Origin of the sequence: Culicoidibacter larvae, assembly GCF_005771635.1 — a bacterium.
Taxonomy (GTDB): Bacteria; Bacillota_I; Bacilli_A; order Culicoidibacterales; family Culicoidibacteraceae; genus Culicoidibacter; species Culicoidibacter larvae.
In genome coordinates this window covers 17,960-43,486 of record NZ_VBWP01000004.1, presented here as the reverse complement: position 1 = coordinate 43,486, position 25,527 = coordinate 17,960, and the positions used below count along the sequence as shown (strand labels likewise).

Here is a 25,527-nt window from a genome sequence, read left to right as displayed (position 1 = left end):
TTAAACCGCCTCCGTTTCTGGTAATTGTGAGGCAGCAATCTCGCGATATACTTTTGAGGTTGCCAATAATTGCTCATGGTCACCCTGAGCAACAACCTGACCCTTCTCCAGTACCAAAATCGAATCCGCATGGCGAATTGCATTGATTCGCTGCGATACCACGATCACCGTGGTGCCGCCAAGCTGCTCGGCGATTGCCGAGCGCAGCGCCTTATCAGTCGCCACATCAAGCGCGCTGCTACTATCATCAAATACCAAAATATCCGGCTCACTCACCAGCGCCCGGGCAATTGTCAACCGCTGCCGTTGTCCGCCCGACAAGTTCTTTCCGCCTTGGTAAATCATCGTATCAAGCCCGGCCTCCATACGCTCAACAAAATCACGTGCCTGAGCAATTTCCAATGCCTGCCACAACTCTTCATCAGTTGCCGCCGCATTACCAAAACGTAAATTCTCAGCAATAGTACCGGTAAAAACAACTGCACGTTGCGGTATCACATTCACTAAACCACGTAAAGCTGCAAACTGATATTCGCGCACATCAATACCATTAATCAAAACCGCGCCTTGAGTCACATCAAAAAATCTTGGCAGCAACTGTACCAACGTCGACTTTCCGGCACCGGTTCCGCCAATAATACCAAGCGTCTTACCGGCATCAAGACTAAAATTCACATCGCGCAAAACCGGCTCGCGCGCATCATCAAACCCAAAACTCACTTGTTCAAAGCGAACCTTTTCAGGAGAATTTTTGATAACTGAATCTGGGACACCCCCGGCTTCAGTTATGCTCGGTGGCGTATTTAAAACTTCTGCAACCCGCAAACTCGAAGCGTAACTTCTAGTAAAAATAATCACCAAGTTGGCAACAACAATCAAGGCCAGCAAAATCTGCGTCATATAACTGACCAAAGCAATGACTTCACCTTGAGCCAAGTTACCAATATTCACCTGCATTCCGCCATACCAAAGCACGGCAATAATCCCAAAATTCAAAATTAAATATGTCAGTGGATTCAACCATGCCGAAATCTTACCAACCCGAATCGAAGTATCCCTTACATCGCTTGACGCTTCGATAAACTTATCCGCAGCTTCACGCTGTTTAGCAAAAGCACGAATCACCCGGATTCCCGAAAGATTCTCACGCGTAATCCGTGACAAGCCATCAACTTTTTGCTGGATCACGGTATAAAAAGGCACTGACCGTGACATCACCACATAAAGAACAACCACAATCAACGGAATAATCACTACAAAAATAATTGCCGTCGTTGCATCAATAAAAAATGCCAGCACCGTTGCACCGATAATAATAAACGGTGCTCTGACAACTAAGCGAATCAACATCGCCACTGCCAACTGCAACTGGTTCACATCATTAGTCATCCGCGTTGTCAGCGAACTCGCGCCAAACTGACGCACCTGACCAACTGACAAACGATTAATATGAGCAAATAGACTATTACGCACCACCGTACCATAACCTTGCGATGCCCGCGCGGCGAAATACTGACAAATCACCGAACAAATATAACCAACCACTGCCAAAATTGCCATATAAAGTCCATAACGTAAAATAAACGCAGTATCATTATTAGCAATCCCAACATCAATAATCTGCGCCATCAAGAGCGGTTGCAGCAACTCAAAAACAGCCTCAAGCCATTTGAAAAACGGCCCCAGAATCGTCTCCTTCTTAAATCCACGCAAATAACCAACTATCGTCTTCATAAAAAACCTCTGCTGTCATGTTTTTTTCCATTATACCAGTTTAACCCCAAAAACTCAAAAAGGAGCAAGCCTCACCAAGGTGAAACTTACTCCTCAACTTTATATTCTGCCGTATTTCTCAATAATTTCATTTGCCAAAGCTTCACCATTTGCATCAAAAAACTGATTGGCAAGTTGGGCATGCTTTAAATCAATCTTATCCGGCAAATAACTTTTACCGGCTTCAAAACTCACATACATATTAAATGGCGGCTCGTCCATCTGTGATGTCTCGCCCCACCAATACGGATAAATCAACACAAAGTTGTTATCCGTATCCGGTTCAATATATTGCTCTAATCCACGTAAAGCTGCAACAATTGGTAAAAACACTTCAAAACTTTCAGACAAAAATAAATTATCAAGAGTAAAAACTTGCGTTTCCGGATCGTAACGCATATGCTCCGCACCAATAGCATGACCGCTCAACCCTTGGTTACGACCATCACTATTTTTCAATAGTTCCGGCACATCTCCATATACACGTTGCTTCAATTCAAACCACGGAAGCCAGTCAAGATACTCACCAACATTTTTAGCAGCTGAATTCATGAAGTTATTAAGGTTCTCCTTAGTAATATGGACATGTACAAATAATGATGACGATTCACTCATCAAATCACTCCTTTATCACTTCCATTATACCATTAAACCTACACTTTGTATGTATATTTATTCCTTATCATTAAAATCAATCTCTACATGACTTGCATCACAAAACGGCTTATTCATTGATGCACCGCAACGGCAAAGTGACACTCTATTGCGGCGCTCATAAATCGTACCATCGGCAGCTTCAAGTTCAATATCACCACGAACATAAATACCCGCACTCACACGCTCCATTGGGTCCTGGGCAATCGCAATCGTTGGCTCATACTCTTGCTCAACTTGCTCACCATGGTCAACTGCTGTTAAACGACCAGTTGGACAGGCACAAGCGCCTTCAATTGCTTCACGTTTGCTTTCAGCATCCTGTGAATCATCGGTCAGTTCCCAAACATCACCTTTTTGGCGGTGACAAAACCGTGCATAAGCACATCGGTCATCATCCAGTAAATCCATTCCCGGCCCCTCTTGAACATAGGCGCGATCAAGATATGCCTTTCGCGATGCAGTTTCGGTTCCATCAAAACCAACCTTACGATGGGTACCATCACAAAATGGCTTGTTCGCTGATTCTCCGCAACGACACAAAGCATAATTTTCATCATGTTCATAAGTCCCCGTCTCCACTGCTTGCAAAACCTGATCTTTAACTCGACTTGTCTCCTCTATTAAATTGTCGACTCCACTTACCAAATAAGGTCCATTTGGCACAATCTTAATTTTTCCAGCCATACTCATCATTCCTCTCTGCATTGCTTACTTTAAGTATAACATCTTCTAAGAATACGGCAACTAACATCATAATAAAAACCGGGACGAGCCCGGTTTTTATTTACGCGTATTCAATTCCTCAACTTTAGCTAACGCCTCAGCAACTGTGTCTACCAAATAACTTGCATGTGCCTTCACATTTTCACTCGCATGATTAAAACTGAAACTATTTGGTGTAATTGCAAACATATCAATATCGTTTGCGCCATCACCGATTACGGCAATCTCATCGGCAGCAATATCATAAGCATCTAACAAAGCAGTAATACCGACACCTTTATGAATATCTTTAGGATTCACATTCAGGAAATGACCATCATCAAAAATTTCAACCTTGTTGGCAAAACGAGCACGCAATTCTGCTGCCAGTTCGACCATCATCTCAGTTTCACCATCAATATAAAACTTTGCACCATGTAATTCAGTTCCGATTTTACTGAACAAATCCGGATCAATTACCAAAATACCATCTTTCAATTCGCGGGCAAAGGGACTTGGCTCATCATGAAAATGTACCTTGTCATCAACTTGTAACTCAAAATTAGTAATGCGATGTTGGTGTTCAATTAAATGCTCACCAAGAAATGTCAGAATCTCATCATCTAAATTATGCATAGCTAGATTTTCACCGCTTACGCTATATACAGTTGAACCGTTACCACTCACGCGATGAGTTACCGGAATATCAAATTGTTTGCTAAAAGTAATAATCTCCTGATCACTACGCCCGGTTGCGACGTGAAATTGACCGCCATCAGCAACAAACTTGCGTACCGCTTCCAAATCAGCTTCCTTGGTTACCCCATCAAAAAAAATTGTTCCGTCTAAGTCACAAAAAAAATGCTTAATCATTACTGTAAAACTCCCTTAAGATATATTGCTTTCATTGTACCACAAATATCATTTACTCACCATATTACTTATTCAACCACGACGCCTGAATAACATCATAAAAATGCGTATCAAACAACTGCTTAGGTTTATGGTTCTTGCGAATCGACATCGCCGCAACCGGACAATGATGAACACACCGCAAACAAGATTCACACGGTTTTGGTGAAAATTGGACATGCTTTTCCTCATCGAAGGACAAAGCATGTTGAGGACAGTTACAAATACACTTCCCGCAGGCAATACAACTACTATCATCTATATAAATCGTATGTTTATGCTTTAAAGCAAAATAACGATTAGGATAATTGAGGATGCCATACAACTTAAACCGCGGAATATAACTTAACAGCTCAGTATTCTGAATCCGAGTAATAAATTGTTTTGCATCGATTTGCAGACGCACTGTCATATCCTTAGGAAACTGTTTAAATAACTTAACTCCCGGAGTGAGTAGCACGCCGTCAGTTGCCGGCGCGCGATACCAGCTATCATAAACAACACGGATATTTTTGCGGGCGCAAAGTTGAGCAAAAATGCGCAGCGTATTTGCCGGATATAAACCGCAACTCGTGTAAATGAAAGCATACTTAGGTTCCGGATACTCCGGTAATGCCTCAATGAATTTCATAATTGAATCCGAAGGCTGACAATGATAAGTTGGAAACCCCAGAATTAAATACTGACTATTTGTTACTGCTTCAGCTGAAGCATTTTCAACCGTAAACAACTGCGATGGACACACTTGATTAATATAATGATGCAATTGCTCAGCAACTAATCGGGTGTTCCCCACTCCTGAATGATAGATATGAAGTATGTTCATTGTCTCACCCCTTTATTAAAAGTATGAAAAGCCGGTGTCCCCGAAGAAGACACCGGCTTTTCCGGGTTTACTCAGGATCAAGCATCGACAAACCAACTTTGCCTCTTGCCTGATCGATATTTTCAACATACACTTTGACGATGTCGCCAACAGCTACAACATCAAGCGGATGTTTAATGAATTGCTTTGCCATTTTAGAAATATGCACCAAGCCATCATTTTTAAGTCCGATGTCAACAAAGGCACCAAAATCTACAATATTACGAACTGTACCTTCTAATTCCATGCCGACAAACAAGTCTTCTAATCCCAATACGTCTTTACGCAGCAATGGCTGAGCAAAAGTATCACGAATATCGCGATTCGGCATACAGAAAGCATCTAAGATATCATCTAAAGTATATTTATCAATAGCCAGTTGCTCACAAAGTTGCGGGCGTTCAAGACTATCAACTTTTTCCTTCATCTCAGCAGTTCCTATACTAGCTACCGGTAAGTTAAGCAACTTTAATAATTCTTCTGCCTTCTTATAACTCTCAGGGTGAATCGCAGTGGCATCAAATGGGTTCTTAGCATCACTAATGCGCAAGAAGCCAATCGCTTGCACATAAGTTTTAGCACCAAATCGTGGAATTTTTGCCAGTTGCTTCCGCGATGCAAAAGCACCATCGGTTTCACGTGCAGTCACAATATTCTGAGCGATTGTTTTTGATAGACCGGAAACATATTGCAACAATGAAACACTGGCGGTATTAACATTTACCCCAACTTGGTTAACTGCAGTTTCCACCACGTCACCAAGTTCCTGAGTCAAACGATTACCGGCAACATCATGTTGATATTGACCAACACCAATAGCCTGCGGTTCGATCTTTACCAGCTCTGCCAATGGATCTTGAATCCGTCGGCCAATTGAAATTGCACTGCGTTCTTCTACTGCTAAATCAGGAAACTCAGATATCGCCAGTTTACTCGCCGAGTAAACGCTGGCCCCGGCTTCACTAACAATAATAAACGGAATATTCAAATTATATTCGCTGATGGTTGCAGCGATAAATTCTTCACTCTCACGGCTGGCAGTCCCATTGCCAATAGCAATGATGGTACAACCATGCTTTTTTACCAACTCAGCAATTTTCTTGGCGCTACCAACCTTATCATTTTTCGGCTGATGCGGATAAATAACCGTCTTTTCCAAAAGTTTTCCGGTTGCATCAATAACCGCCAACTTACATCCGGTACGAAATGCCGGATCGAGTGCCAAAACGATTTGATTGCGTAACGGCGGTTGCAATAAAAGCTGGCGCAAGTTAGCACCAAATAATTGAATTGCTTCCTCATGGGCTATAGCAGTTGCCTCATTGCGTAATTCACGCTCAATTGATGGGGCCAACAAACGTTTATAACTATCCTGAATTGATTGGGTTAATTGCTCTTTGGCTAAAGAGCGATTAACCTCCAGCTTTTCCTCAAGATAATCAAAAATACGAATCGTATCAACAACTAAACTTACACGAATAATATTTTCGTTTTCAGCACGGTTGATTGCCAAAATCCGGTGATTGGCGGCACTGCGGATTGGTTCCTGGTAATCATAATATTGCTGATAGACCATTTTTTCATCTTTTTCATTGCCGCCCTTTTTAAGCTTAGTATGCAAAACCCCATGTTTGAATGTATAGTTACGGATAAACTGACGGAATGCAGCAGTGTCGCTGATGGTTTCAGCAATAATATACCGTGCGCCTTGCAAGGCAGCTTCAACATCAACAACGTTGTCGCCAACATACTTGCTGGCTTCAGCTGAGATATCGGTTTTTGGCTGCGCCAACAACCACTCTGCCAGCGGCTGCAAGCCCATCGCAATTGCTTCGGTTGCTTTGGTTTTGCGCTTCTCTTTGTAAGGCAAATAAAGGTCTTCAACATCTACCAGACGCTCGCATTTTTCAATTTGCGCCCGTAGCTCATCGGTTAGCATACCCTTTTCATCAATTAACCGAATAACATCCGCTTTTCGTTTATTCAGTTGTTCACGGTATTCATGAATTTTGGCGATTTCCCGGATCTGTTCCTCATCCAAGCCACCGGTTGCTTCTTTTCGGTACCGCGCAATAAAAGGAACGGTATTCCCGTCCCCTAACAGCGATAACACATGTTCAATTTGAGATTGCTTCAGATGTAACTCCTTAGCGATTAATGCAATTGATTCCATTTGTTACTCCTTTGATATTTATGATATATTTTATGTGAAAATTTTTGAAGATAAGCAAGACTAGTCTTGCTTATCTTCTTTTTCTTCATCAACCACAGTATACTCTGCTTCAAAAACTTCACCGTTTGATTGATGGATATTAGTAAATTGTTGATGGGTTTCTGTATAATTTTTCATTTCTTCCTGATAGCGTTTTTTCATTTTATGTCCAACATAAATGCGGTAAATAATACCAACAATCAGCAATACCAGAAATACCGGCCACAGCAAGAAAATCAATTGCCATGCAACAACAGCTAAAACTATAAAAATAATCGTTGCTACCAATCCAATCAGTAAACAGCCCCCTGTACCGCTGCCATATGATCTATAATTCATTTTTGTTCACCTTCTTATTTTATATAAGTGCGCATAATTCTTTCATCCAGCAGACAAACAACTTCATAATCAATTGTCCCTAGTTCTTGAGCTACTTGGTATAGCGGAATATGACTTCCGAAAAGCTCTACAGTAACGCCAGCCGGCATTAACCCCGGCAGGCGAACCATCATCTGGTCCATGCAAACCCGGCCGATTATTTCACAATAATGGCCGTCAATATAGACGCTGCGTCCTTGGTTCCCAAGCACCCAGCCATCAGCATACCCTATCGGAATAATTCCAATCCATTCATCCTGTCCAGCTTGATAACTCCAGCCATAACCAACATGTTCACCTTTTTTAATCTGCTTGACTTCAACCAGTGAACTATACAGACTAGCAATCTGACGAATGCCATATTGCTGATAATCTTCTGGATGAATACCAATACCATAAATAATAGCTCCCGGGCGCAAACCATTGCACTCTTTACTTACATCCAATAATGCACCATTTGAATTCGCACAATGAACATGTGTAAACTCATAGTCTAAATGATGTAAAATATCACGGAAATAAGCCGCTTGTTGCTCGGTACCGGCTACATCTGTGTCCGCCACCGCAAAATGGGTATAAATACCATCAACAACAAACCGCTCATCACTCAATAATTCAGCAAGTGCTACTTTGGTTTCTTCAAGTGTTTGCAAACCACGGCGATGCATCCCAGAATCAACTTCAAGATGTACATGCAACTGATTGGAAAAATCATATTCTTTAGCACCTTTAATCCACTCAAGCTGACTCATGGTCAGACACCAGTTCGAACGCACCAAAGCAATATTTTCGTATAAAACATCGCCAAAAATAAGTATCGTTGCATCAATCTTGTGAGTATCAAAAATTTGCTGCAATTCAATAGCTTCATCTAAATTAGAAACACTGAAATGACTAATACCGGCATCAATTAACGTCTGCGCAATCGGACCAACGCCATGATGATAAGCATTTGCTTTCAGTACCGGCCAAATCGTCCGCTCACGATGAAAACTTTGCACCGTATTAACATTATTCAGTAATGCCTGTAAATCTATTTCCAGCCATGTCGGCCGATGAATTGCTTCTGCCATTTGCGTACTCCTCACTCAATTTCTTCAGCAACAACAAATGCTGTCGCAACCGTCTTTGTATGGGTAATTGAAACATGAAAACGCAGCGACTCATAGCCCTTCACTGTAAGTGCAGGCTGGCCGTTCTGCGCATTCAATATTTCAATATCGGTAAATACCAATTGTTCGCCGAAACCACAGCCGAGCGCTTTGCTCGCCGCTTCCTTCGCTGCCCAGCGACCGGCAAGGTATTCGCTTTTGCGAATACCAAGACGTGTCTGATACTGAGTCAGCTCAGCAGGCGTCAAAATCTTATCTGCCATTGTTGGCACAACTCGCTCGATTTCGGTAGTATCAACACCTATGCCGATAATCATAATTAAGCCGCCACGGTGTGTCCGGCATCGCTGATTGCATCAACAAGTTGTTGCAATTCAATTGATCCGTCAGTGACAACACTCACTGATTTTTCTGCTAAGTCGACATCAACAACCATAACACCTTTTACATGTTGCAACGCCTTAGTAACTGCGCGTTCGCAGCCATCACATTCCATTGATGGAACAACTAAATTAAATGTCTCCATAACTCTTGCCTCCAAATCTCATATCTTTTATATCATACTCTTTTTTTGCTAAAAAGTAAATGTACTGTATCGTTAGATTATGTGTTTTTTCTGTGTGCTTTTATAACTACTTGGTTTTGAAAAAACGTAAACGCCAAGCATTCAACACAACTACAATATCACTGAACGCCATGAACGCTGCTGCCCACATCGGATTCAATAATCCAAAGGCTGCCATCGGGATGGCAATAAGGTTGTAGCTGAAAGCCCAGGCAAAGTTCTCATAAATATTACGTAACGTTGCTTGTGATAATTGTAGGGCCTTATCAACTGAATCCAAATCACTGTTCACTAAAGTGACATCAGCTGCGCTGATTGCAACATCAGTCCCGCTTCCTAAAGCAATTCCTAAGTCAGCAACAACTAATGCTGGCGCATCGTTGACACCGTCACCAACAAAGGCCACTTGTTTGCCCTCAGCTTGAATCTTCTTAATGTAGTCAGCTTTTTCAGTCGGTAATACTCCGGCATACACATGATCAATACCTAGTTCAATTGCTACGGTATGTGCTGCTTTCTCATTATCACCGGTAATCATATAAGTTGTAATACCGCGTTTTTTCATTTTTTCAATTGTTGCTTTTGCATTTGGTTTAATTTCATCACTAACCGCAGCCATTGCCACTACAGCATCATTTTTAGCAATATATACAAGTGTATGCCCTTTTTCAAGTGATGCTTCTTGAAGTTCAACAAACTTAGGTGCAATGGTTTTGTTTTCTTTATTCATGTATTTTAATGAACCAATTAAATACTGTTCATCGCCAATGCTGCCTTCAATACCATATCCGGCAACTTCTTTAAAGTTATCAAATGTAATTGCTTTTGCATCTTGTGCCGCAGTATATTCTACCATAGCATATGCAATTGGGTGAACGACTTCTCTTTCCAAAGTCCAAACAATATCAAAGACATCAGTATCGCCAAGCCATGTTAACACTTGCGGTTTCCCAACCGTAAGTGTTCCGGTTTTATCAAAACAAATAGCATCAACTTTTTGAATTCGCTCAAATACATCTCCGGCTTTATATAAGATTCCCATCTTCGCAGCATTCGAAGTTCCGACTAAAACTGATAACGGTGTTGCCAGTCCTAAAGCACATGGACAAGAAATAACGACTACGCTCATTGCCGCATTAAAGGCTTGAATGAAGTCACCACTGAATACCATCCAGCCAATAAAGGTAACTAATGCAATCACCAATATCGTCGGCACAAAAATAGTTGAAATTTTATCAGCAATCCGCTGAATACTTGGCTTCTTCATCTGCGCCTCTTCAACTACTTGAATGATGGCCGAAAGCATCGTGTCGCCACCAACTTTAGTAGCACGAATAACCAGGGTATCACCCATATTAATAGTGCCACCAATAACATCGCTGCCTTTTTCTTTCATCACCGGCACTGACTCACCGGTAATAACGGCTTCATCAATAAAGCTATCGCCGGTAACAACAATTCCATCTACCGGAATCTTTTCTCCTTTATAAACCCGCATCTCAGTATTCACCCGGATTTGGTCAATAGGAATAGTTACTTCCGCACCATCAACCAAAACATGCGCTTCGGTAGCTGCCAATTTTTCCAAGTCTTTCAATGCCGTTGTTGTTTTCTCAGTAGCCCGGCCTTCAATATAATGACCAATAAATATCAGCGTTAAAATAACTGCCGCAGTTTCAAAATAATAAAACGGCATTCCGGCACCTGGATTCATTGCATAGTAAACCCATTGGAAGATACTATACCCATAAGCACTTATCGCCCCAATTGTTACTAATACATCCATATTCAAGTTACCATGACGAATTCCTTTTATCGCACTAATAAAGAAATTACGCCCAACAAAATACATGGCAATCGTTGCAAGAATAAATTGCAGTAATGGATTATTAAAGATTTCCGGTACATGAGCAATACCCAAATGCTCAATCATTGGAATATTTAAAATCAATGAAGTAATAATCCCAATCCAAAGATCACGTTTCATTTCTTTAGTACCATGCTTGTGAGTATCCGTTGCCGCTTCTTTTTCGGGTAAAACCGGATCATAACCAGCACGTTCAATCATTGCTGCAATATCTTCCAAACTATATTTAGAATCATCATATTTACCAACAACATATCCGGTACTGAAATTCACAACCGCTTCAACACCCTCTTGTTTCGCCAGTACCCGCTCAATTGTTGCCGAGCAATTAGTACAAGTCATCCCATTAACCCGCATTTTCAAATTTTTCATCATTATGCCTCCTTATTGACATGACAAGTACAATTTGGATCTTCACAACCACACTCGTCGTAACTTTGATAGCAAATCTCATCAAGTTTATATTGCCCCTCATCAGTTGCGCGCTGTTCCATTAAAAATTGATAAACTGGCGCATAACCATTTCTAAATTCCGGTGAAATTGAGAAATGACATCGTTGTCCTGACTTTTCTTCCGCAACAATACCGGCTTGTTTTAACTTAGCAATATGGCGCGAAACATTAGTTTGACTCAAATCAAGTACATGCTCAATATTGTAACCACATAATGTTTTATCTAATAGCAGCATGGTGATACGCAATCTGGTTGGTTCACCTAGTGCTTTCATTACATTTACTAATTCCATAGTAATCCCTCCGTTTTTCCTTTACATACATATATTCGCATATTTGAATATATATGTCAACCCCTAACTTTAACACTGGACATTATCGCTGGTTTTCGGTATTATTTAACTTAGAATTTTAAAAAGAGGATGTGCATATATGAAAGACTCTATTCGTATCAGAAAAATTGCTGTTGCCGGACTGATGATTGCGCTCTCAGTGGTATTGGGTTATATTTCCATTGTGATTATCCCGGGAACTGTTGTCATTTCTTTTAAACAAGTCCCTATCCTTGTTGGCGGTATCTTCTTAGGACCATTTTATGGTATTATTATTGGTGCCATTACCGACCTTTTAAACTTATTATTTAGTGGTCAATTTGCCACCTTCAATCCGATGTATACTATCCAGGCAATGTTAATTGGTTTATGCGGCGGACTCCTTTACCGTAAAAAACTTACCTGGTTTAACATCACCATCATTAATGCAGTTCGTGCTTTTGTACTGAACTTGCTTTATGGATCATTTATTATCTATATTATGAATGGTATGGTTTTACCAGTATTTATCAGTCGAACTATTAATGCATTCACTACTCAATTTTTGCTTGTTGGTATTATCTTAATTCTATTAGTGCCTTTCTTTAATAAGTGGCGCATCCGGATTAACGGCAGTGACCCGGCAGAAAAAACTATTACTCAGGAGTGATATTTATGAAACAGTCTAGAAATCCGCAAACGGTGCACCCACCGCTTGCTCATTATGTGCATCAAATCGAAATTAACCAACCAACAAAGATATTGATGCTTTCCGGTCAAGTTGGCATGACTCTGGAAAAAGAGATTCCAACTGAAGCGTCAGCCCAGTTGGAGCAAGCTTTGCTAAATATTAAAGCAAATCTCGATGCTGCCAATTTAGATGTAGCTGATATTACCAAAGTCACCATCTATGTAACCGAACCAATCGATGCTTCAATCCGCAGTACAATCCTAAATGATTTTTTTGGCAGCCACACCCCATGTATGACCTATTTGCAGATTCAAGCTTTGGCAAACCCTGCTCTCAAAGTCGAGATTGACACTGTTGTATACAAATAAAAAAACCGAGCGCATAAAGCGCTCGGTTTTTCTCATTTCTTCTTATAATCATCCGGATCCGGACCAATGCGGGTTTCAGTATTTAATTGACCCAGCAAGGCCATGTCTTCGTTGCTCAAAACAAAATCAAAGATATCGAAGTTTTCTTTAATTCGTGATGGAGTTACTGATTTAGGAATGGTAATAACTTGTTTTTGAATATCCCAGCGTAAAATAATTTGTGCCGGTGTTTTCCCATACTTGTCAGCTAATTGGTTGACAAGCTCAATATCACCAAATGTTCCTTGCATTAACGGACTCCATGCTTCAATTGCAATGTCTTGTTGGTTGCAATATTGCAGTAATTGATCTTGTTGCAAGGTTAAATGGAACTCAACCTGATTTGCTGCCGGACGAACTTCGCAGTTTTCAAGAATTGGTTTTAAATGATGCTCCTTAAAATTACTAACACCAATTGCCCGAACTACACCATCTTTGTAAAGTCTTTCTAATGCTCGCCAGCTCTCACTAATCAATTCCATGTCCGTTGGCCAATGAATTAAATAAAGGTCAACAAAATCAAGTTTTAATTTCTTCATTGATTCATCAAATGCACGTAAGGCAGAATCGTAACCTTGGTCACGGTTCCATAACTTAGTTGTTACAAATAATTCATCACGGCGAATCCCAGACTCATGTAAAGCTGTTCCTACGCCATCCTCATTTTTGTAGACAGCAGCAGTGTCAATATGACGATATCCAGTTTCAAGAGCTGTTGTCACTGCATCAATAACCGGCTTACCATCCTCGATTTTAAAGGTGCCAAAACCAAGTTGTGGAATCTCAACGCCATTATTCAATTTAATTTTCGGAATCATATGCTCCATCTCCTTTAATAGTTCAATGTCATTATATCACAAATAATGAAAATGGTTTCTTCAATTGATTGAAAAACTTAAAAACAGGCAATAACTAAGTTATTGCCTGTTTAAAAATATCTATTTAAGAACGTTTTTTACTGTTGCAGCAACATTTTCAACCGTGAAGCCGTAAGCTTCAATGATCTTAGCTGCCGGTGCACTGGCACCAAAACGATCAATACCAACAACTGCGCCATCAAGGCCAACATATTTATGCCAACCGAATGAGCTTGCCATCTCAATCGCTACCCGTGCCCGAACCGCACTCGGTAAAATTTGTTCTTTATAAGCATCACTTTGCTCATCAAATAAATTCATTGACGGCATACTGACAACCCGAACATCAATATTTTCTTCAGCTAAGCTACGCGCTGCTGCCAAAGCTAAATTCACTTCTGAACCGCTGGCAATTAAAATCGCGTCGATTTGTTTCGCTTCTTTATGAACAATATAAGCACCTTTGGCAACTTCATCAGCATCAGTCGCATCAACAGTTAAATTTTGACGTGTCAAAATCAATGATGTTGGTCGCTGCTCTGATTCAATCGCAATCCGCCATGCACCTAATGTTTCACGCGCATCCGCCGGGCGAATCACGTTCATATTAGGAATGCTGCGTAACATTGCTAATTGCTCGATTGGCTCATGGGTCGCCCCATCTTCGCCAACTGCAACACTATCATGAGTTAATACATAAGTAACTGGTTGATGCATTAATGATGACAAACGCATTGCTGCTTTTAAATAATCACTAAAGACAAAGAATGTTCCACCATATACTTTTAATCCGCCATGTAATGACATACCGTTTAAGATTGCTCCCATAGCAAATTCACGCACACCAAATTGAATGTTACGGTTTTCCGGATGCTCATCATTAAACAAACCTTCACCATTAATATAAGTCATATTTGAATGCGCTAAATCGGCTGAACCGCCAAAGAAGGTTGGTAAACCGGCAGCAATTTGATTAATACAATCTTGAGAACTATTACGTGTTGCCTGACTGAAACCATCTTCGTAATCAGGGAAATCAATTTCCACTTCTGAATCAGTTAATAACTCAGCTGCTTCAGGGTGCGCTTTAGTATAAGCAGCAAATGCAGTCTGCCACTCATTAAACGCAGCTGTTCCACGTTCAGCAACTTTAGAGCGGTAATCAGCGTAAACTTCTTCTGGAATGACAAATGGTGCATGAGTCCATCCGTAAACCGCTTTGGCATGGGTCGCCTCTTCCGCGCCTAGAGGAGCCCCATGCGAACTATTACTTCCGGCTTTTTTATCTGCGCCAAAACCAATGACCGTCTTGACTTCAATCAAAGTAGGCCGGCTGGTATCTTTTTTCGCTTCAATAATTGCTTTATCAATTGCTTCAATATCATTACCGTCTTCAACTAAAATCGTTTGCCAACCGTACGCATCATAACGAGCACGAACATTTTCAGTAAATGAATCACTGGTTGTTCCATCTAAACAAATATCATTTGAATCATAAAGAACAACAAGTTTCCCTAATTTTTGCAATCCGGCAAAACTGCTTGCCTCACTGCTGATACCTTCCATTAAGTCACCATCACCACAGATAACATAAGTGAAGTGATCGATAACAGCATAATCAGGTTTATTGCACAACGCTGCTAAATGCTTTTCAGCAGTAGCCATTCCGACTGCCATAGCAATCCCTTGTCCTAACGGACCGGTTGTCGCATCAATTCCGGCAGTATGACCAAATTCCGGATGCCCTGGGGTTTTTGAATCCCATTGACGGAATTGTTGAATATCATCAAGCGTTACATCAAATCCGCTTAAATGCAATAATCCATATAACAGCATTGATCCATGGCCTGCTGATAATACAAAGCGGTCACGGTTCATCCAGTCAGTTTGATTTGGATTTACCCGTAAGTGACGGCTCCAAAGCGTATACGCCATTGGTGCTGCACCCATAACGATACCTGGATGTCCTGAGTTTGATTTCTCAATCGCATCAATACCAAGGACACGAAGTGCATTAACTGATTGTTGTTCAATTTTGTTCATAAAAAGAATACCTCCATTTATTTTTACTAATTTCTTATAAATTGCCTTACTCTTGATGTAGCTACTTTAGCACCACTATGATGCTGCACGACAATCTACTTATTAATAATTGCCAATAAATTATCCGCTTTACGTCGCAGATAGTGCGCTGATTCAATACGGCGAACTGTTCTTGACTTACCACGGATAACTAATGTCTCTGTATATAGTATATCATCTTTCGCCCGGCGAACGCCATGCAAAAGATCACCATCTGTAATTCCAGTCGCAGAAAAGATGATATTATCGTTGCTAACCATATCTTCTAGTTTTAGGATTGCATGGGTCGCAAGTCCCATTTCATGACAGCGACGAGTTTCATCAGCACCGATAATTCGATGCTCCTTCGTGTCACCCTTCACTTCGTAGCGCGGCAATAAACGCCCCTGCATATCACCATCCAAAGCTCTTACCACAGCAGCAGAAATAACCCCTTCCGGCGCCCCGCCGATACCATAGAACATATCTGCTTCACGTTCAGGCATACATACAAAAACCGAAGCGGCAACATCACCATCAGGAATTGCATGAACACGTACACCTAAATCATGCAATCTGGCAATAATCGCTTCATGACGCGGTTTAGCCAAAGTCATCACTACAAATTCAGATAACGGTTTACCAATTGCTTCTGCACAGCGAATAATATTTTCTTCCAAAGTATCATTCAAATCAATTTTTCCTTTGGCACCCGGTGCAACAACTAATTTCTCCATATACATGTCCGGAGCTTTCAAGAGCACGCCCGGATCGGCTACAGCCATAACCGCAACCGCATTTGGTTGCCCCATAGCCACCATTCTGGTTCCGTCAATTGGATCGACAGCAATTTCCACTGCTTCACCATTACCGGTCCCTAAACGCTCACCAATATATAACATTGGTGCCTCATCAATTTCACCTTCACCAATAACAATGGTACCATCGATATCAGTTTCATTTAAGCTCAATCGCATTGCTTCAACTGCGGCCTCATCTGCTGCCAGCTTATCGCCGCGACCAATCCAACTGCTTGAAGCAAGCGCTGCTGCTTCAGTAACTCGGGAAAACTCTATTGCTAACTCACGTCTCATGCATACTCTCCTTTTTAATTTCGTTTACGATTTATCTTTGATTGCTTTAACTTGTCCGGGGTAACGTCATTACCTTCGGGATCAACAATCGTTACATTATGCAAATGATTGTCAAAATGAGTGCGGAATTTTGCCCGGTACTCATTACGCAATTCCTCACGCTCTGCTGCTTCCTCAGCAGTCAATTCACGCTCCTTAGCAATTGCTGAGAGCTCACTTAATCTTGCTAATTGTTTTTCTGATAACATATTTTCACTCCTTAACTCCGACGTAATCGTCGAACAATCTTTCCTATAATTTGTTTTATACTCATTTCCGGACCAAAGAATATTTGTAATATCCCCGTCCAGTCTGCAAATAATATATATGCACCGCCACCGACGATGACAAATAGAACTACATAAATAAACGCATTTAATCTATTTGCTGTACCAAATCCCGGAGCTACCAAATTAAACAGCCATTCGCCAGCAATAATAACTACTGCCATTACTGCAACATTGACAATGACTAGAAGCAAACTCTTAATAAACTGCCAGATAGGAAACTTGGTTGTCCGAACAATTACGATAAATCCAACAATGACAACAAACGCTAGACCAATTGAGGTGGCTAAAATATCTCCATAAACACCAAACAAACTAATAAGCAAATGATTCAATGCTAACTTAATAAGCGGACCACCAACAGAAAGTACCAATGCATGCCACTTCCGGTTAATACCTTGCAAAATAGAAATAATGATTACTTCAAAAGCAAACATCAATCCCCGCAAACTGTTTGCTACCAATATTGGAATTGCTACTGAATCACCAAAACCATAAAACATCATATACATTGGGCCAGCCAGTAAATTAATACCAATAGTGGCTGCAATCGTAAGAAATGCAACTGTTTGCAGACACTTTAAAATATAACGATTAACTTCTTTTAACTTACCTTGTTCAAGCGAAGAAGAAATAAAAGTAATCAGTACCATTGAGAATGCCATTGCAAAAGTTAACGGAATAGTAACTAATTTTTCAGTCCAGAATGTATATATTTGATAAAAACTTTGGGCTGCATCCACACTATAACCAGCCGCAATCATTGAGCTATTAAATGTATATGTAGTAATCAACGTATACCCTTGAGCTGCTAAATTTGCTAAAGTAAAGGGAATTGCAATTGAAAGAACTTCTCTCAGCAATTCACCATTTGAACGCGTTTCAAGCATTCCAGCACGCCGTTGTAATGTTCGCGAACGACGATGCCCCTTTCGCAATTTACGATAAAATGGATATATTGCCACCATTCCGGCAACCACCGAAATTGCAATTCCAATAAAGGAATACATAATCCCATTGGTTGTAGCAGTATCGTGACCAACAGTCCCAGTCATTAACGCTGTTATCCCAAAAGCAATAACTAGAATAACAACAATCCGCACTAACTGTTCAATTACTTGCGAAACCGAAACTCCAAGCAATGTTTTAAATCCTTGCAAGTAACCGCGCAATCCACTTAACAATGGAATAAATAACAACGCAACTGACATAAGTCTGACGGATGCAACCGCATAACTGATATCTACACCACCCTCTTGATTTGAGGAAAGTGCCATCGCTGCTAGTGGTTCAGCAAAAATAAATAACGCTGCAAAAGCAGTAATTCCTAAAAGCATCATAACTTTTGAAGTTAAGCTGTAAACTCGCCAAGAATTATCAAAATCCTCGCGGGCATTATAAGTGGAAATCAGCTTAGCTACCGCCATTGGCAAACCAGCAAGTGACAACTCGTAAAAGGGATTAAAAATTGCATTAGTCGCAGCATTTAAAGCTCCGGCTGGAGTTGAATCACCGCCAATTATCATGCTTATTAACGGCGCATAAATAATACTCAAAAAGCGGACTAAAAATAGCCCGACCATTGATATAGCTGCCGCATTAATAAAGCTCTTACGAGACATAGTTATACTCCTTCGCCTGTGCTCCACTCTTAATAATAGCTTCACAGTCTTCGGTTAAAACCCGTTTATCATCAATTTCCAGTCTGCTATCAACGATGGGTAAATCACTCATCTCAATACCTTGTAACTTCGCTATCAGGAAATCAGTAAAATCATAATTCCGTGCTAATATCGGCCCGCGCAACTGCGTGCCGATAAAATTCTTATAAATCATGCCTTCAACACCGTTAAAACGGCCAATCCCCAATTCAATATCGCCAAACGGCGTATTCTCTAAATCGAAAACAGCATCAATATCATAATTAACAAAGCCATTAATCCGTGATGTAAAACCGTCAATAGTAACCTTCAACAAAGCATTGCCAATCGTATACTCCGGCATCTGTACAACATTAAAATCGAAAATGCCAGCCAAAGGAACGACCTCGCCGTCCTTTTTCACCAATTCTTTGCCTAAATACTTATACCCTTGCTCAATTGCAAGCACCATACCATCAGCTTCGATAAATTCTTTTAAGCCGCTGACATACTCCTGTAATTGACGTAAAAACAATGGATAGTATTTAATCGGTGCTACACCAATGTAAACAAAATCAAAATCACGAACATCAATCGCGGTATTTGTCTGGTGATAAGTAATTTCATATTCAAAACCATATTGATCCAAACGATGTGCTAAATACATAATATCGCCACGACTGCCATCAAAATCAAGCAAATCATAGCATAGATATAATATTTTCTTCATGCCTTTTCCTCCATTAACATTTACGCATTATTTTCGCAAATGCGTGTTTTCCGGATATTTGGCCAAAGCCTCAACGACTTTGCCAATACTATATGAATCAGTATCATAACCCACATAAGCATTTCCGCGGGTATCCTCGCGGAATATGCTTACGGCTTTCTCCAAATCACGTTCAACAATAATCTTATCAGCCGGGAACCCAGCTGCTTTTAAACGGATCGCCATATCATAAGCCCGATACCAAGTACAAACAATTTTATCAATATTTGGATCTGCCACTAATTCCTCAACTTTTGAATCCCAGTACCACTGAGTAATCAAATAGCGGCGGTCATAAGTATTATCCATAACAAACAATATTGATTTTTCCTCTTTGTCTTGTTTCATCAAATCAATCGTCGCCGATAATGAAGTCGCATTTTTCAAGAAGTTCATAACCCCTTTTCGTTCATAGAGATAAAACTCTTGTAAACGCGCATTACCAAAAACAAAAGTATCAGTAACACTTTGGACTTGCTCATAGCTAAGTCCAAGTTCGCGGCAAACACTTACCGCCGCTAAAATATTATAAAACATATAAAAAGCATCATAGTTCACATGATAAACTTCGTTATTCATAACCATCTGCCCGGTTTCTAAATCTAAATACTCAATTGCATAATCAGGTTCATGACGATGGAAATCACAGTTTGGACAAACATACTTACCCATGTGCTCAAAGTAGTAAACACTATAATCTAATTTTGCTCCGCATTGCAAACAAAATTTCGCTGCGAGTGGCGTGCTTGGGGCTCCATGTCCATACTTCTCATCATTGATTCCATAATATAAGCGCTTATTTGGCTTATTATATAAAATTGAATTTACTAAAGGATCATCAGCATTCAAAAATAATGTTGTCCGCTCATCAAGTTCCTGCTCAATCTTAGCAATAACATTGCTGGCATCACTTTGGCGTTCAACATGATCACGCAATACATTAGTAACCAACAAATAATCTGGTTTAATTGCACTATAAATTTTCGGTGATGAAAATTCATCCACTTCCATCAATACAAAATCAGCATCAACTTTCCCAGAAAGTTTGCTCTTCTCGAGAATACCGGTCAGTATTCCCGGACGCATATTTGAGCCCTCCAGGTTTGCCGCCACGCGGTATCCATTAGCTGTTAAAATATCAGCAATCAACTTCGTTGTTGATGATTTCCCATTTGCACCGGTAATCGCAATAACCGGACAATCAATCTGCAAATCATGCATGATTCCCGGATATATCCGTAAAGCTAAAAGTCCCGGCAAACTTGAGCCGCGTTTTAAAATTTTTCCGGCAAAACGAGTCATTTTTGCAATCGCAATCGCGAAGAATAAGCGTATATGTCGCATTGATTCATCCATTCCTTTTATATCATCAAATATCAAGCCCTGTCTAGGCTACTTTTCAAATAACTATTATACCATAAAACGCTAACTTTTTTTATGGTAAATTTAAAAAATAAGGCAGCCCTCGCCGGCTGCCTTATTTTCATATTAATACATAGATAGGTATCTATCAATTTCCCATTGATGTACTTCCAAACGGAAATCACGGGCTTCAAGGTATTTTGCTTCCATATATTTGCGATAGATATGGTCACCAAGCGCTTCACGGATAACCGGATCTTTACGCAAATGCTGTAAAGCCTCGGTAATCGTACTTGGTAAATTTTCAATATTCAAAGCTTTACGCTCATCATAACTCATCTCAAAAATATCTTCTGCAATTGGCGCTCCTGGATCAACTTGCTTTTTAATACCATCGAGACCGGCTGCCAAAATAACTGCCAAAGCTAAATAAGGGTTTGCCATTGGATCGGGACTACGCACTTCAACACGGGTTGAAATACCTCTGCTCGCTGGAATCCGAATTAATGCACTACGATTACTGGTTGAATAAGAAATATAGCATGGTGCCTCAAATCCGGCAACCAAACGCTTATATGAATTCAGGGTTGGATTGGTAATAGCAGTGATTGCGTTAGCATGTTCCAAGACACCGCCAATAAAATGATAAGCGTTGTCGCTTAATTGGTGGCGCCCGTTTTCATCAAAAAACGCATTATTGCCATCCAAATCAAACAAAGAAGAATTGGTATGCATACCACTGCCGGCAATGCCAGCAATTGGTTTTGCCATGAATGTCGCTTTTAACCCATGCTTATGAGCAACATTACGAACAACCAATTTAAAGGTTTGCAAATTATCGCAAGCTTCTAAGGCATTAGCATACTTGAAATTAATTTCGTTCTGACTTGGCCCAACTTCATGGTGACTCGCTTCAACTTCAAACCCCAAACGTTCTAACTCAAGCACAATCTCACGACGACAATCTTCAGCACCATCAACTGGCGATAAATCGAAATAGCCACCGGCATCGCTAAAGTCTAAAGTTGGCCGTCCTTTCTCATCACGCTTAAATAAATAAAACTCAGGTTCAAGCCCGATATTAAAGGCACTAAAGCCTGCAGCTTCCATAGTTGCTAAGACACGACGTAAATTCCCGCGGGGGTCACCGGCAAACGGTTTTCCTTCGGTTGTATAAACATCGCAGATAAGTCGCGCAACGCGGCTGCCATCTTCGGGGTGTTCCCAAGTTAAAATTTTCCAAGTATTTAAATCCGGATATAAATACATATCCGACTCGTGAATGCGGACAAAACCTTCAATTGACGAACCATCAAACATCATTTTGTTATCAAGCACTTTGTCCAACTGACTCTTTGGAACCTCAACGTTCTTAATAATTCCCAGCATATCAGTAAATTGCAAACGAATATAGTGGACATGTTCTTTTTCAGCTTGTGCCTTAATCATTTCTCTGGTAATCTCGTGCATAGAATCAAACCCTTTCATATTTTTTCTTGTTATTATACCGTAAGAAAAAAGCCTTGGCAATGCTTTTTTCAGCAAAGTTTCACTAGTATATACAGATTATCCACCTACATTTCACCTAGAATATACGCGCTTCCCCCATAAATAAATAAAATTATTAATAAATTTCGCTTTTTAAGCATTAGTTGTTGACCAAACCAGCTATTTCCGCTATAGTTTGCAATGTAACATAGATGGAGGAACATATATGAAGGATACATTACATCAGAAATATGGCTTTGCAACCACTCTTTCTTTGGTTGTCGGTGTCGTAATCGGCATTGGTATATTTTTTAAAGCTACTCCGGTTTTGGAAAAATCGGGAATGAACCCGAGCATCGCTATTGCTGCCTGGGTTATTGGCGGTATCGTTTCGATTATTGCCGGATTAACTGCCGCCGAACTTGGCGCCCGTTTTACTGAAACAGGAGGCTTAGTTGCATATGGCGAACATATCTATGGCCGCAAAGTCGGCTTTATATTTGGTTTTGTTCAATCAATATTATATGGTCCGGCCATCAATGCTTCTTTAGCATTCTATTTCGCCTTATTTACTTGCCAGTTTCTCGGCATCGAACCAACTTTATTACCGCTATTAGCAATTGCTGCCACAAGCCTGTTATTTACAACCGGCATCAATATATTTGCAGCCCGTTTAGGTGGCTGGATTCAACAAGCAGCTACTTATATTAAGCTAATTCCCTTAGTAGTCATTATCTTTGCTGGCTTCCTCTATCAACCAGAACCTAGCGTGGCAATAACCACTGTCCCTGTAGTTGTTAGCGATATTCCATGGTACCTAGCAATCGGCGCAGCGCTCTTACCGGTCCTCTTCACCTTTGATGGTTGGATGTTCGTCGGTACCATTGCTAAGGAAATTAAAAACGCCGCCAAAGTACTGCCTTTAGCAATCGTTGGCGGTCTAGGAATTATTGCCTTGATTTATGCTCTGCTCAACACGAGTTTACTGAGTGCTTTCACTCCTGAGCAAATTGTCGGCACCGGCATATTTGGACTCTCAGAAGTGCTGTTTGGCGCAATGGGCAGCAAATTTGTAACCTTAGCAATTGTCATTTCTGCTTATGGCGGTTTAAATGGCTATACTATTTATTCACAACGGATGCTCTATTCATTAGCATTAAATGACCTGTTTATCGGTAATAAGTTTCTCGGTAAAGTCAATAAAAAGCTAGACCTGCCAGTGAATTCTGCTCTGACTATGCTCGGTATTACCAGCATCTATCTGGCACTTATCTTTATTTTGCCGAATAGCGGTGACTTCTCAATAAACGCTAACTTATTTACCGATATTCCCGTAGCCACAGTATGGATTCTATACACACTGATTTTTGCTGGCGTCATCATTCTGCGTCGCCGCGAGCCGGAAGTTCGCCTTACTTACAAGGTGCCACTTTATCCGCTCCTGCCAATTATAGCAATACTTACCGGAATCTTCGTAGTCTGCAACGCTGTCATCTCCAACATCCCCTACTTCCTGCTGACAATGACAATTACTATCATTGGTTTCATCATCTTCCTTATTCTTGATCGAAGAAACCCAAATACATTATAAAAAAACCGCGCCGGTCACTCCGGCGCGGTTTTTCATTTTCTCGAATCAATATTATCCTTTAAAACAACGACTAAAAAATCAATCAACTGGCTCATTTCGCCCTCGTCATCAACGAGGCCCCATTCCATCCATTCGCCATTATAGTCTTCGACATGCTCCTGATAATAAGTTCCTCGGCTATAAACCGGCGGGTCTTCTTGCTCAATATCAGCGAGACTCACTGCAAAATCATCAGCAAAAATCAACATATCATCTTCAACAAGCCAATCCTTTAGTTGGCTAAAATCCATCGGCAACTGACTTTCACCATCAATTCTACCAATTGTCAGCAAATAACTTTTCAGCAGTTCCGGTAAGCCACCTAAACGTTCCTCGGCAGTTTTCACTTCAACTTCGCTGTAAGGAGCTACCTTAAATCCGGCATTCACATAAAAATCGCGAATATTTTCAACTAATTTTTGACTCATATTAATCCTCATTTCATTATTTATCTTTCAGCCAAGCATCGACTTTTGGCATTGCTAAATCTGACTCATCATAAGGAACCCATTCAATTGCCAAACGCTGATTATGAAACCAAGTCATCTGCCGCTTAGCAAAACGCCGAGTATGAATCTTTATCTGCTCTACTGCTTCATCCTCACTGCATTCATTCTCTAAATAAGTAATAACTTCCTTATACCCGATTGCAGCCGCACTCTGGCGACCAAAAGCTTGTCGCTGATAAAGTCCTTGCACTTCATCAAACAAACCATCAGCAACCATCTGATCAACTCGCATATTAATGCGTTCATGCAATGTAGGTCGTGGTACATCAAGACCAATCACTAAGGCATCATACAAAAGCTCCTGCTGTTGCTGCGCCTCCAGCTCCGACTTCTTCGTTCCCGACTCAGCAATTGCCAAGCTACGCATCACTCGTCGGCGATTATTAGCATGAGTCGCAGCTGCACTCACAGCATCTACTGCCTGTAAACGTGCATATAACTCCTCATTGCTACACTCATCATATTGGCGCTCATCAATAGCACCGATACTATCATCAAACTGATAATCATAAAGCACCGCCTGCACATATAAACCAGTACCACCGGCAATAATCGGCAACTTTCCACGACTACTGATTTCAGCAATCTTTTGACGGGCAAAAGCTTGAAAGTCAGCGACACTATAGGTTGCATCGGCATCTAAAATATCAATACCAAAATGCGGCACCGCTTGCATCTCATCAACACGAACTTTAGCACTGCCAATATCCAAACCGCGATAGACCTGCACCGAATCACCGCTGATAATTTCACCATTAAACTGCTTAGCCAACTCAATTGACAACGCCGTTTTTCCTGATGCCGTAGGACCGACGATAACTAGAACTTTCTGCATATTACCCCTCCTTTACAAAACACTTAAGTTGAGACAATAGTCCCATGGAAA

25 protein-coding genes are annotated in these 25,527 nt (G+C 40.8%); 3 read left to right on the top strand and 22 right to left on the bottom strand.

Features of this window, described 5'->3' with window-relative positions:
* The 12 genes from FEZ08_RS05670 to FEZ08_RS05615 all read right to left on the bottom strand — a co-directional run bounded on the left by FEZ08_RS05670 (position 1) and on the right by FEZ08_RS05615 (position 11,789).
* A complete protein-coding gene (locus FEZ08_RS05670; protein ID WP_138190743.1) occupies positions 1 to 1,734 on the bottom strand; it encodes an ABC transporter ATP-binding protein in 1,734 nt (577 codons plus the stop codon).
* 99 nt (positions 1,735 to 1,833) lie between these two features.
* Complete coding sequence (locus FEZ08_RS05665; protein WP_138190742.1) at positions 1,834 to 2,388, bottom strand: hypothetical protein; 555 nt, start codon at positions 2,386 to 2,388, stop codon at positions 1,834 to 1,836.
* Between the two features lie 57 nt (positions 2,389 to 2,445).
* Positions 2,446 to 3,114 (bottom strand): CDGSH iron-sulfur domain-containing protein, encoded by a 669-nt coding sequence (locus FEZ08_RS05660; RefSeq protein ID WP_199288041.1) that lies wholly within the window; start codon positions 3,112 to 3,114, stop codon positions 2,446 to 2,448.
* Positions 3,115 to 3,210: 96 nt separating this feature from the next.
* Positions 3,211 to 4,005 carry an HAD-IIB family hydrolase gene (locus FEZ08_RS05655; RefSeq protein WP_138190741.1) on the bottom strand — a complete coding sequence of 265 codons (795 nt, stop codon included), beginning with the start codon at positions 4,003 to 4,005 and terminating at the stop codon, positions 3,211 to 3,213.
* A gap of 64 nt (positions 4,006 to 4,069) precedes the next feature.
* On the bottom strand, positions 4,070 to 4,870 hold the full coding sequence (locus tag FEZ08_RS05650) for an EFR1 family ferrodoxin (RefSeq protein WP_138190740.1): 801 nt from the start codon (positions 4,868 to 4,870) through the stop codon (positions 4,070 to 4,072).
* Between the two features lie 67 nt (positions 4,871 to 4,937).
* Entirely contained in the window at positions 4,938 to 7,082 is a 2,145-nt protein-coding gene (locus FEZ08_RS05645; RefSeq protein WP_138190739.1) for a Tex family protein, read from the bottom strand.
* A 60-nt stretch (positions 7,083 to 7,142) separates the two neighbouring features.
* Positions 7,143 to 7,460 (bottom strand): DUF2207 domain-containing protein, encoded by a 318-nt coding sequence (locus FEZ08_RS05640; RefSeq protein WP_138190738.1) that lies wholly within the window; start codon positions 7,458 to 7,460, stop codon positions 7,143 to 7,145.
* 14 nt (positions 7,461 to 7,474) lie between these two features.
* On the bottom strand, positions 7,475 to 8,572 hold the full coding sequence (gene alr, locus FEZ08_RS05635; RefSeq protein ID WP_138190737.1) for an alanine racemase: 1,098 nt from the start codon (positions 8,570 to 8,572) through the stop codon (positions 7,475 to 7,477).
* An 11-nt stretch (positions 8,573 to 8,583) separates the two neighbouring features.
* Positions 8,584 to 8,928, bottom strand: coding sequence for a holo-ACP synthase (gene acpS / locus FEZ08_RS05630; RefSeq protein WP_138190736.1), 345 nt, complete (start codon positions 8,926 to 8,928; stop codon positions 8,584 to 8,586).
* 2 nt (positions 8,929 to 8,930) lie between these two features.
* Positions 8,931 to 9,137 (bottom strand): heavy-metal-associated domain-containing protein, encoded by a 207-nt coding sequence (locus tag FEZ08_RS05625; RefSeq protein ID WP_199288040.1) that lies wholly within the window; start codon positions 9,135 to 9,137, stop codon positions 8,931 to 8,933.
* A gap of 106 nt (positions 9,138 to 9,243) precedes the next feature.
* On the bottom strand, positions 9,244 to 11,418 hold the full coding sequence (locus FEZ08_RS05620) for a heavy metal translocating P-type ATPase (RefSeq protein WP_138190735.1): 2,175 nt from the start codon (positions 11,416 to 11,418) through the stop codon (positions 9,244 to 9,246).
* A complete protein-coding gene (locus tag FEZ08_RS05615) occupies positions 11,418 to 11,789 on the bottom strand; it encodes an ArsR/SmtB family transcription factor (protein ID WP_138190734.1) in 372 nt (123 codons plus the stop codon). Before FEZ08_RS05615 ends, FEZ08_RS05620 begins: the two co-directional genes overlap by 1 nt.
* Before the next feature lie 139 nt (positions 11,790 to 11,928).
* On the opposite strand from FEZ08_RS05615, the gene FEZ08_RS05610 reads away from it, so the two are divergent.
* Entirely contained in the window at positions 11,929 to 12,477 is a 549-nt protein-coding gene (locus FEZ08_RS05610) for a folate family ECF transporter S component (RefSeq protein WP_138190733.1), read from the top strand.
* A gap of 5 nt (positions 12,478 to 12,482) precedes the next feature.
* Entirely contained in the window at positions 12,483 to 12,866 is a 384-nt protein-coding gene (locus FEZ08_RS05605; protein WP_138190732.1) for a RidA family protein, read from the top strand.
* Between the two features lie 32 nt (positions 12,867 to 12,898).
* Here FEZ08_RS05605 and FEZ08_RS05600 read toward each other — a convergent pair whose 3' ends face one another.
* From FEZ08_RS05600 to glnA, 8 genes are all read right to left on the bottom strand, one after another.
* Positions 12,899 to 13,732, bottom strand: a complete 834-nt coding sequence (locus tag FEZ08_RS05600) for an aldo/keto reductase (RefSeq protein WP_138190731.1) — start codon at positions 13,730 to 13,732, stop codon at positions 12,899 to 12,901.
* 111 nt (positions 13,733 to 13,843) lie between these two features.
* Positions 13,844 to 15,796 (bottom strand): transketolase, encoded by a 1,953-nt coding sequence (gene tkt / locus FEZ08_RS05595; protein WP_138190902.1) that lies wholly within the window; start codon positions 15,794 to 15,796, stop codon positions 13,844 to 13,846.
* A gap of 104 nt (positions 15,797 to 15,900) precedes the next feature.
* Positions 15,901 to 16,917 (bottom strand): class II fructose-bisphosphatase, encoded by a 1,017-nt coding sequence (gene glpX, locus FEZ08_RS05590; RefSeq protein ID WP_138190730.1) that lies wholly within the window; start codon positions 16,915 to 16,917, stop codon positions 15,901 to 15,903.
* Between the two features lie 14 nt (positions 16,918 to 16,931).
* Positions 16,932 to 17,165 carry a DUF896 domain-containing protein gene (locus tag FEZ08_RS05585; protein ID WP_138190729.1) on the bottom strand — a complete coding sequence of 78 codons (234 nt, stop codon included), beginning with the start codon at positions 17,163 to 17,165 and terminating at the stop codon, positions 16,932 to 16,934.
* Positions 17,166 to 17,176: 11 nt separating this feature from the next.
* Entirely contained in the window at positions 17,177 to 18,865 is a 1,689-nt protein-coding gene (locus tag FEZ08_RS05580; RefSeq protein WP_138190728.1) for an oligosaccharide flippase family protein, read from the bottom strand.
* Positions 18,855 to 19,613 (bottom strand): hypothetical protein, encoded by a 759-nt coding sequence (locus tag FEZ08_RS05575; RefSeq protein ID WP_138190727.1) that lies wholly within the window; start codon positions 19,611 to 19,613, stop codon positions 18,855 to 18,857. The genes FEZ08_RS05580 and FEZ08_RS05575 overlap by 11 nt, the downstream gene beginning before the upstream one ends.
* Positions 19,614 to 19,640: 27 nt before the next feature.
* Positions 19,641 to 20,996, bottom strand: coding sequence for a MurT ligase domain-containing protein (locus tag FEZ08_RS05570; protein WP_171014958.1), 1,356 nt, complete (start codon positions 20,994 to 20,996; stop codon positions 19,641 to 19,643).
* 144 nt (positions 20,997 to 21,140) lie between these two features.
* Entirely contained in the window at positions 21,141 to 22,484 is a 1,344-nt protein-coding gene (glnA, locus tag FEZ08_RS05565; RefSeq protein ID WP_138190901.1) for a type I glutamate--ammonia ligase, read from the bottom strand.
* Between the two features lie 244 nt (positions 22,485 to 22,728).
* Between glnA and FEZ08_RS05560 the strand changes: the two genes are divergently transcribed.
* Complete coding sequence (locus tag FEZ08_RS05560; protein ID WP_138190725.1) at positions 22,729 to 24,093, top strand: APC family permease; 1,365 nt, start codon at positions 22,729 to 22,731, stop codon at positions 24,091 to 24,093.
* A 32-nt stretch (positions 24,094 to 24,125) separates the two neighbouring features.
* Here FEZ08_RS05560 and FEZ08_RS05555 read toward each other — a convergent pair whose 3' ends face one another.
* Both FEZ08_RS05555 and miaA read right to left on the bottom strand, forming a co-directional pair.
* Entirely contained in the window at positions 24,126 to 24,560 is a 435-nt protein-coding gene (locus FEZ08_RS05555) for a hypothetical protein (protein WP_138190724.1), read from the bottom strand.
* 16 nt (positions 24,561 to 24,576) lie between these two features.
* Entirely contained in the window at positions 24,577 to 25,476 is a 900-nt protein-coding gene (gene miaA, locus FEZ08_RS05550) for a tRNA (adenosine(37)-N6)-dimethylallyltransferase MiaA (RefSeq protein WP_138190723.1), read from the bottom strand.
* Between the last annotated feature and the right edge of the window lie 51 nt (positions 25,477 to 25,527).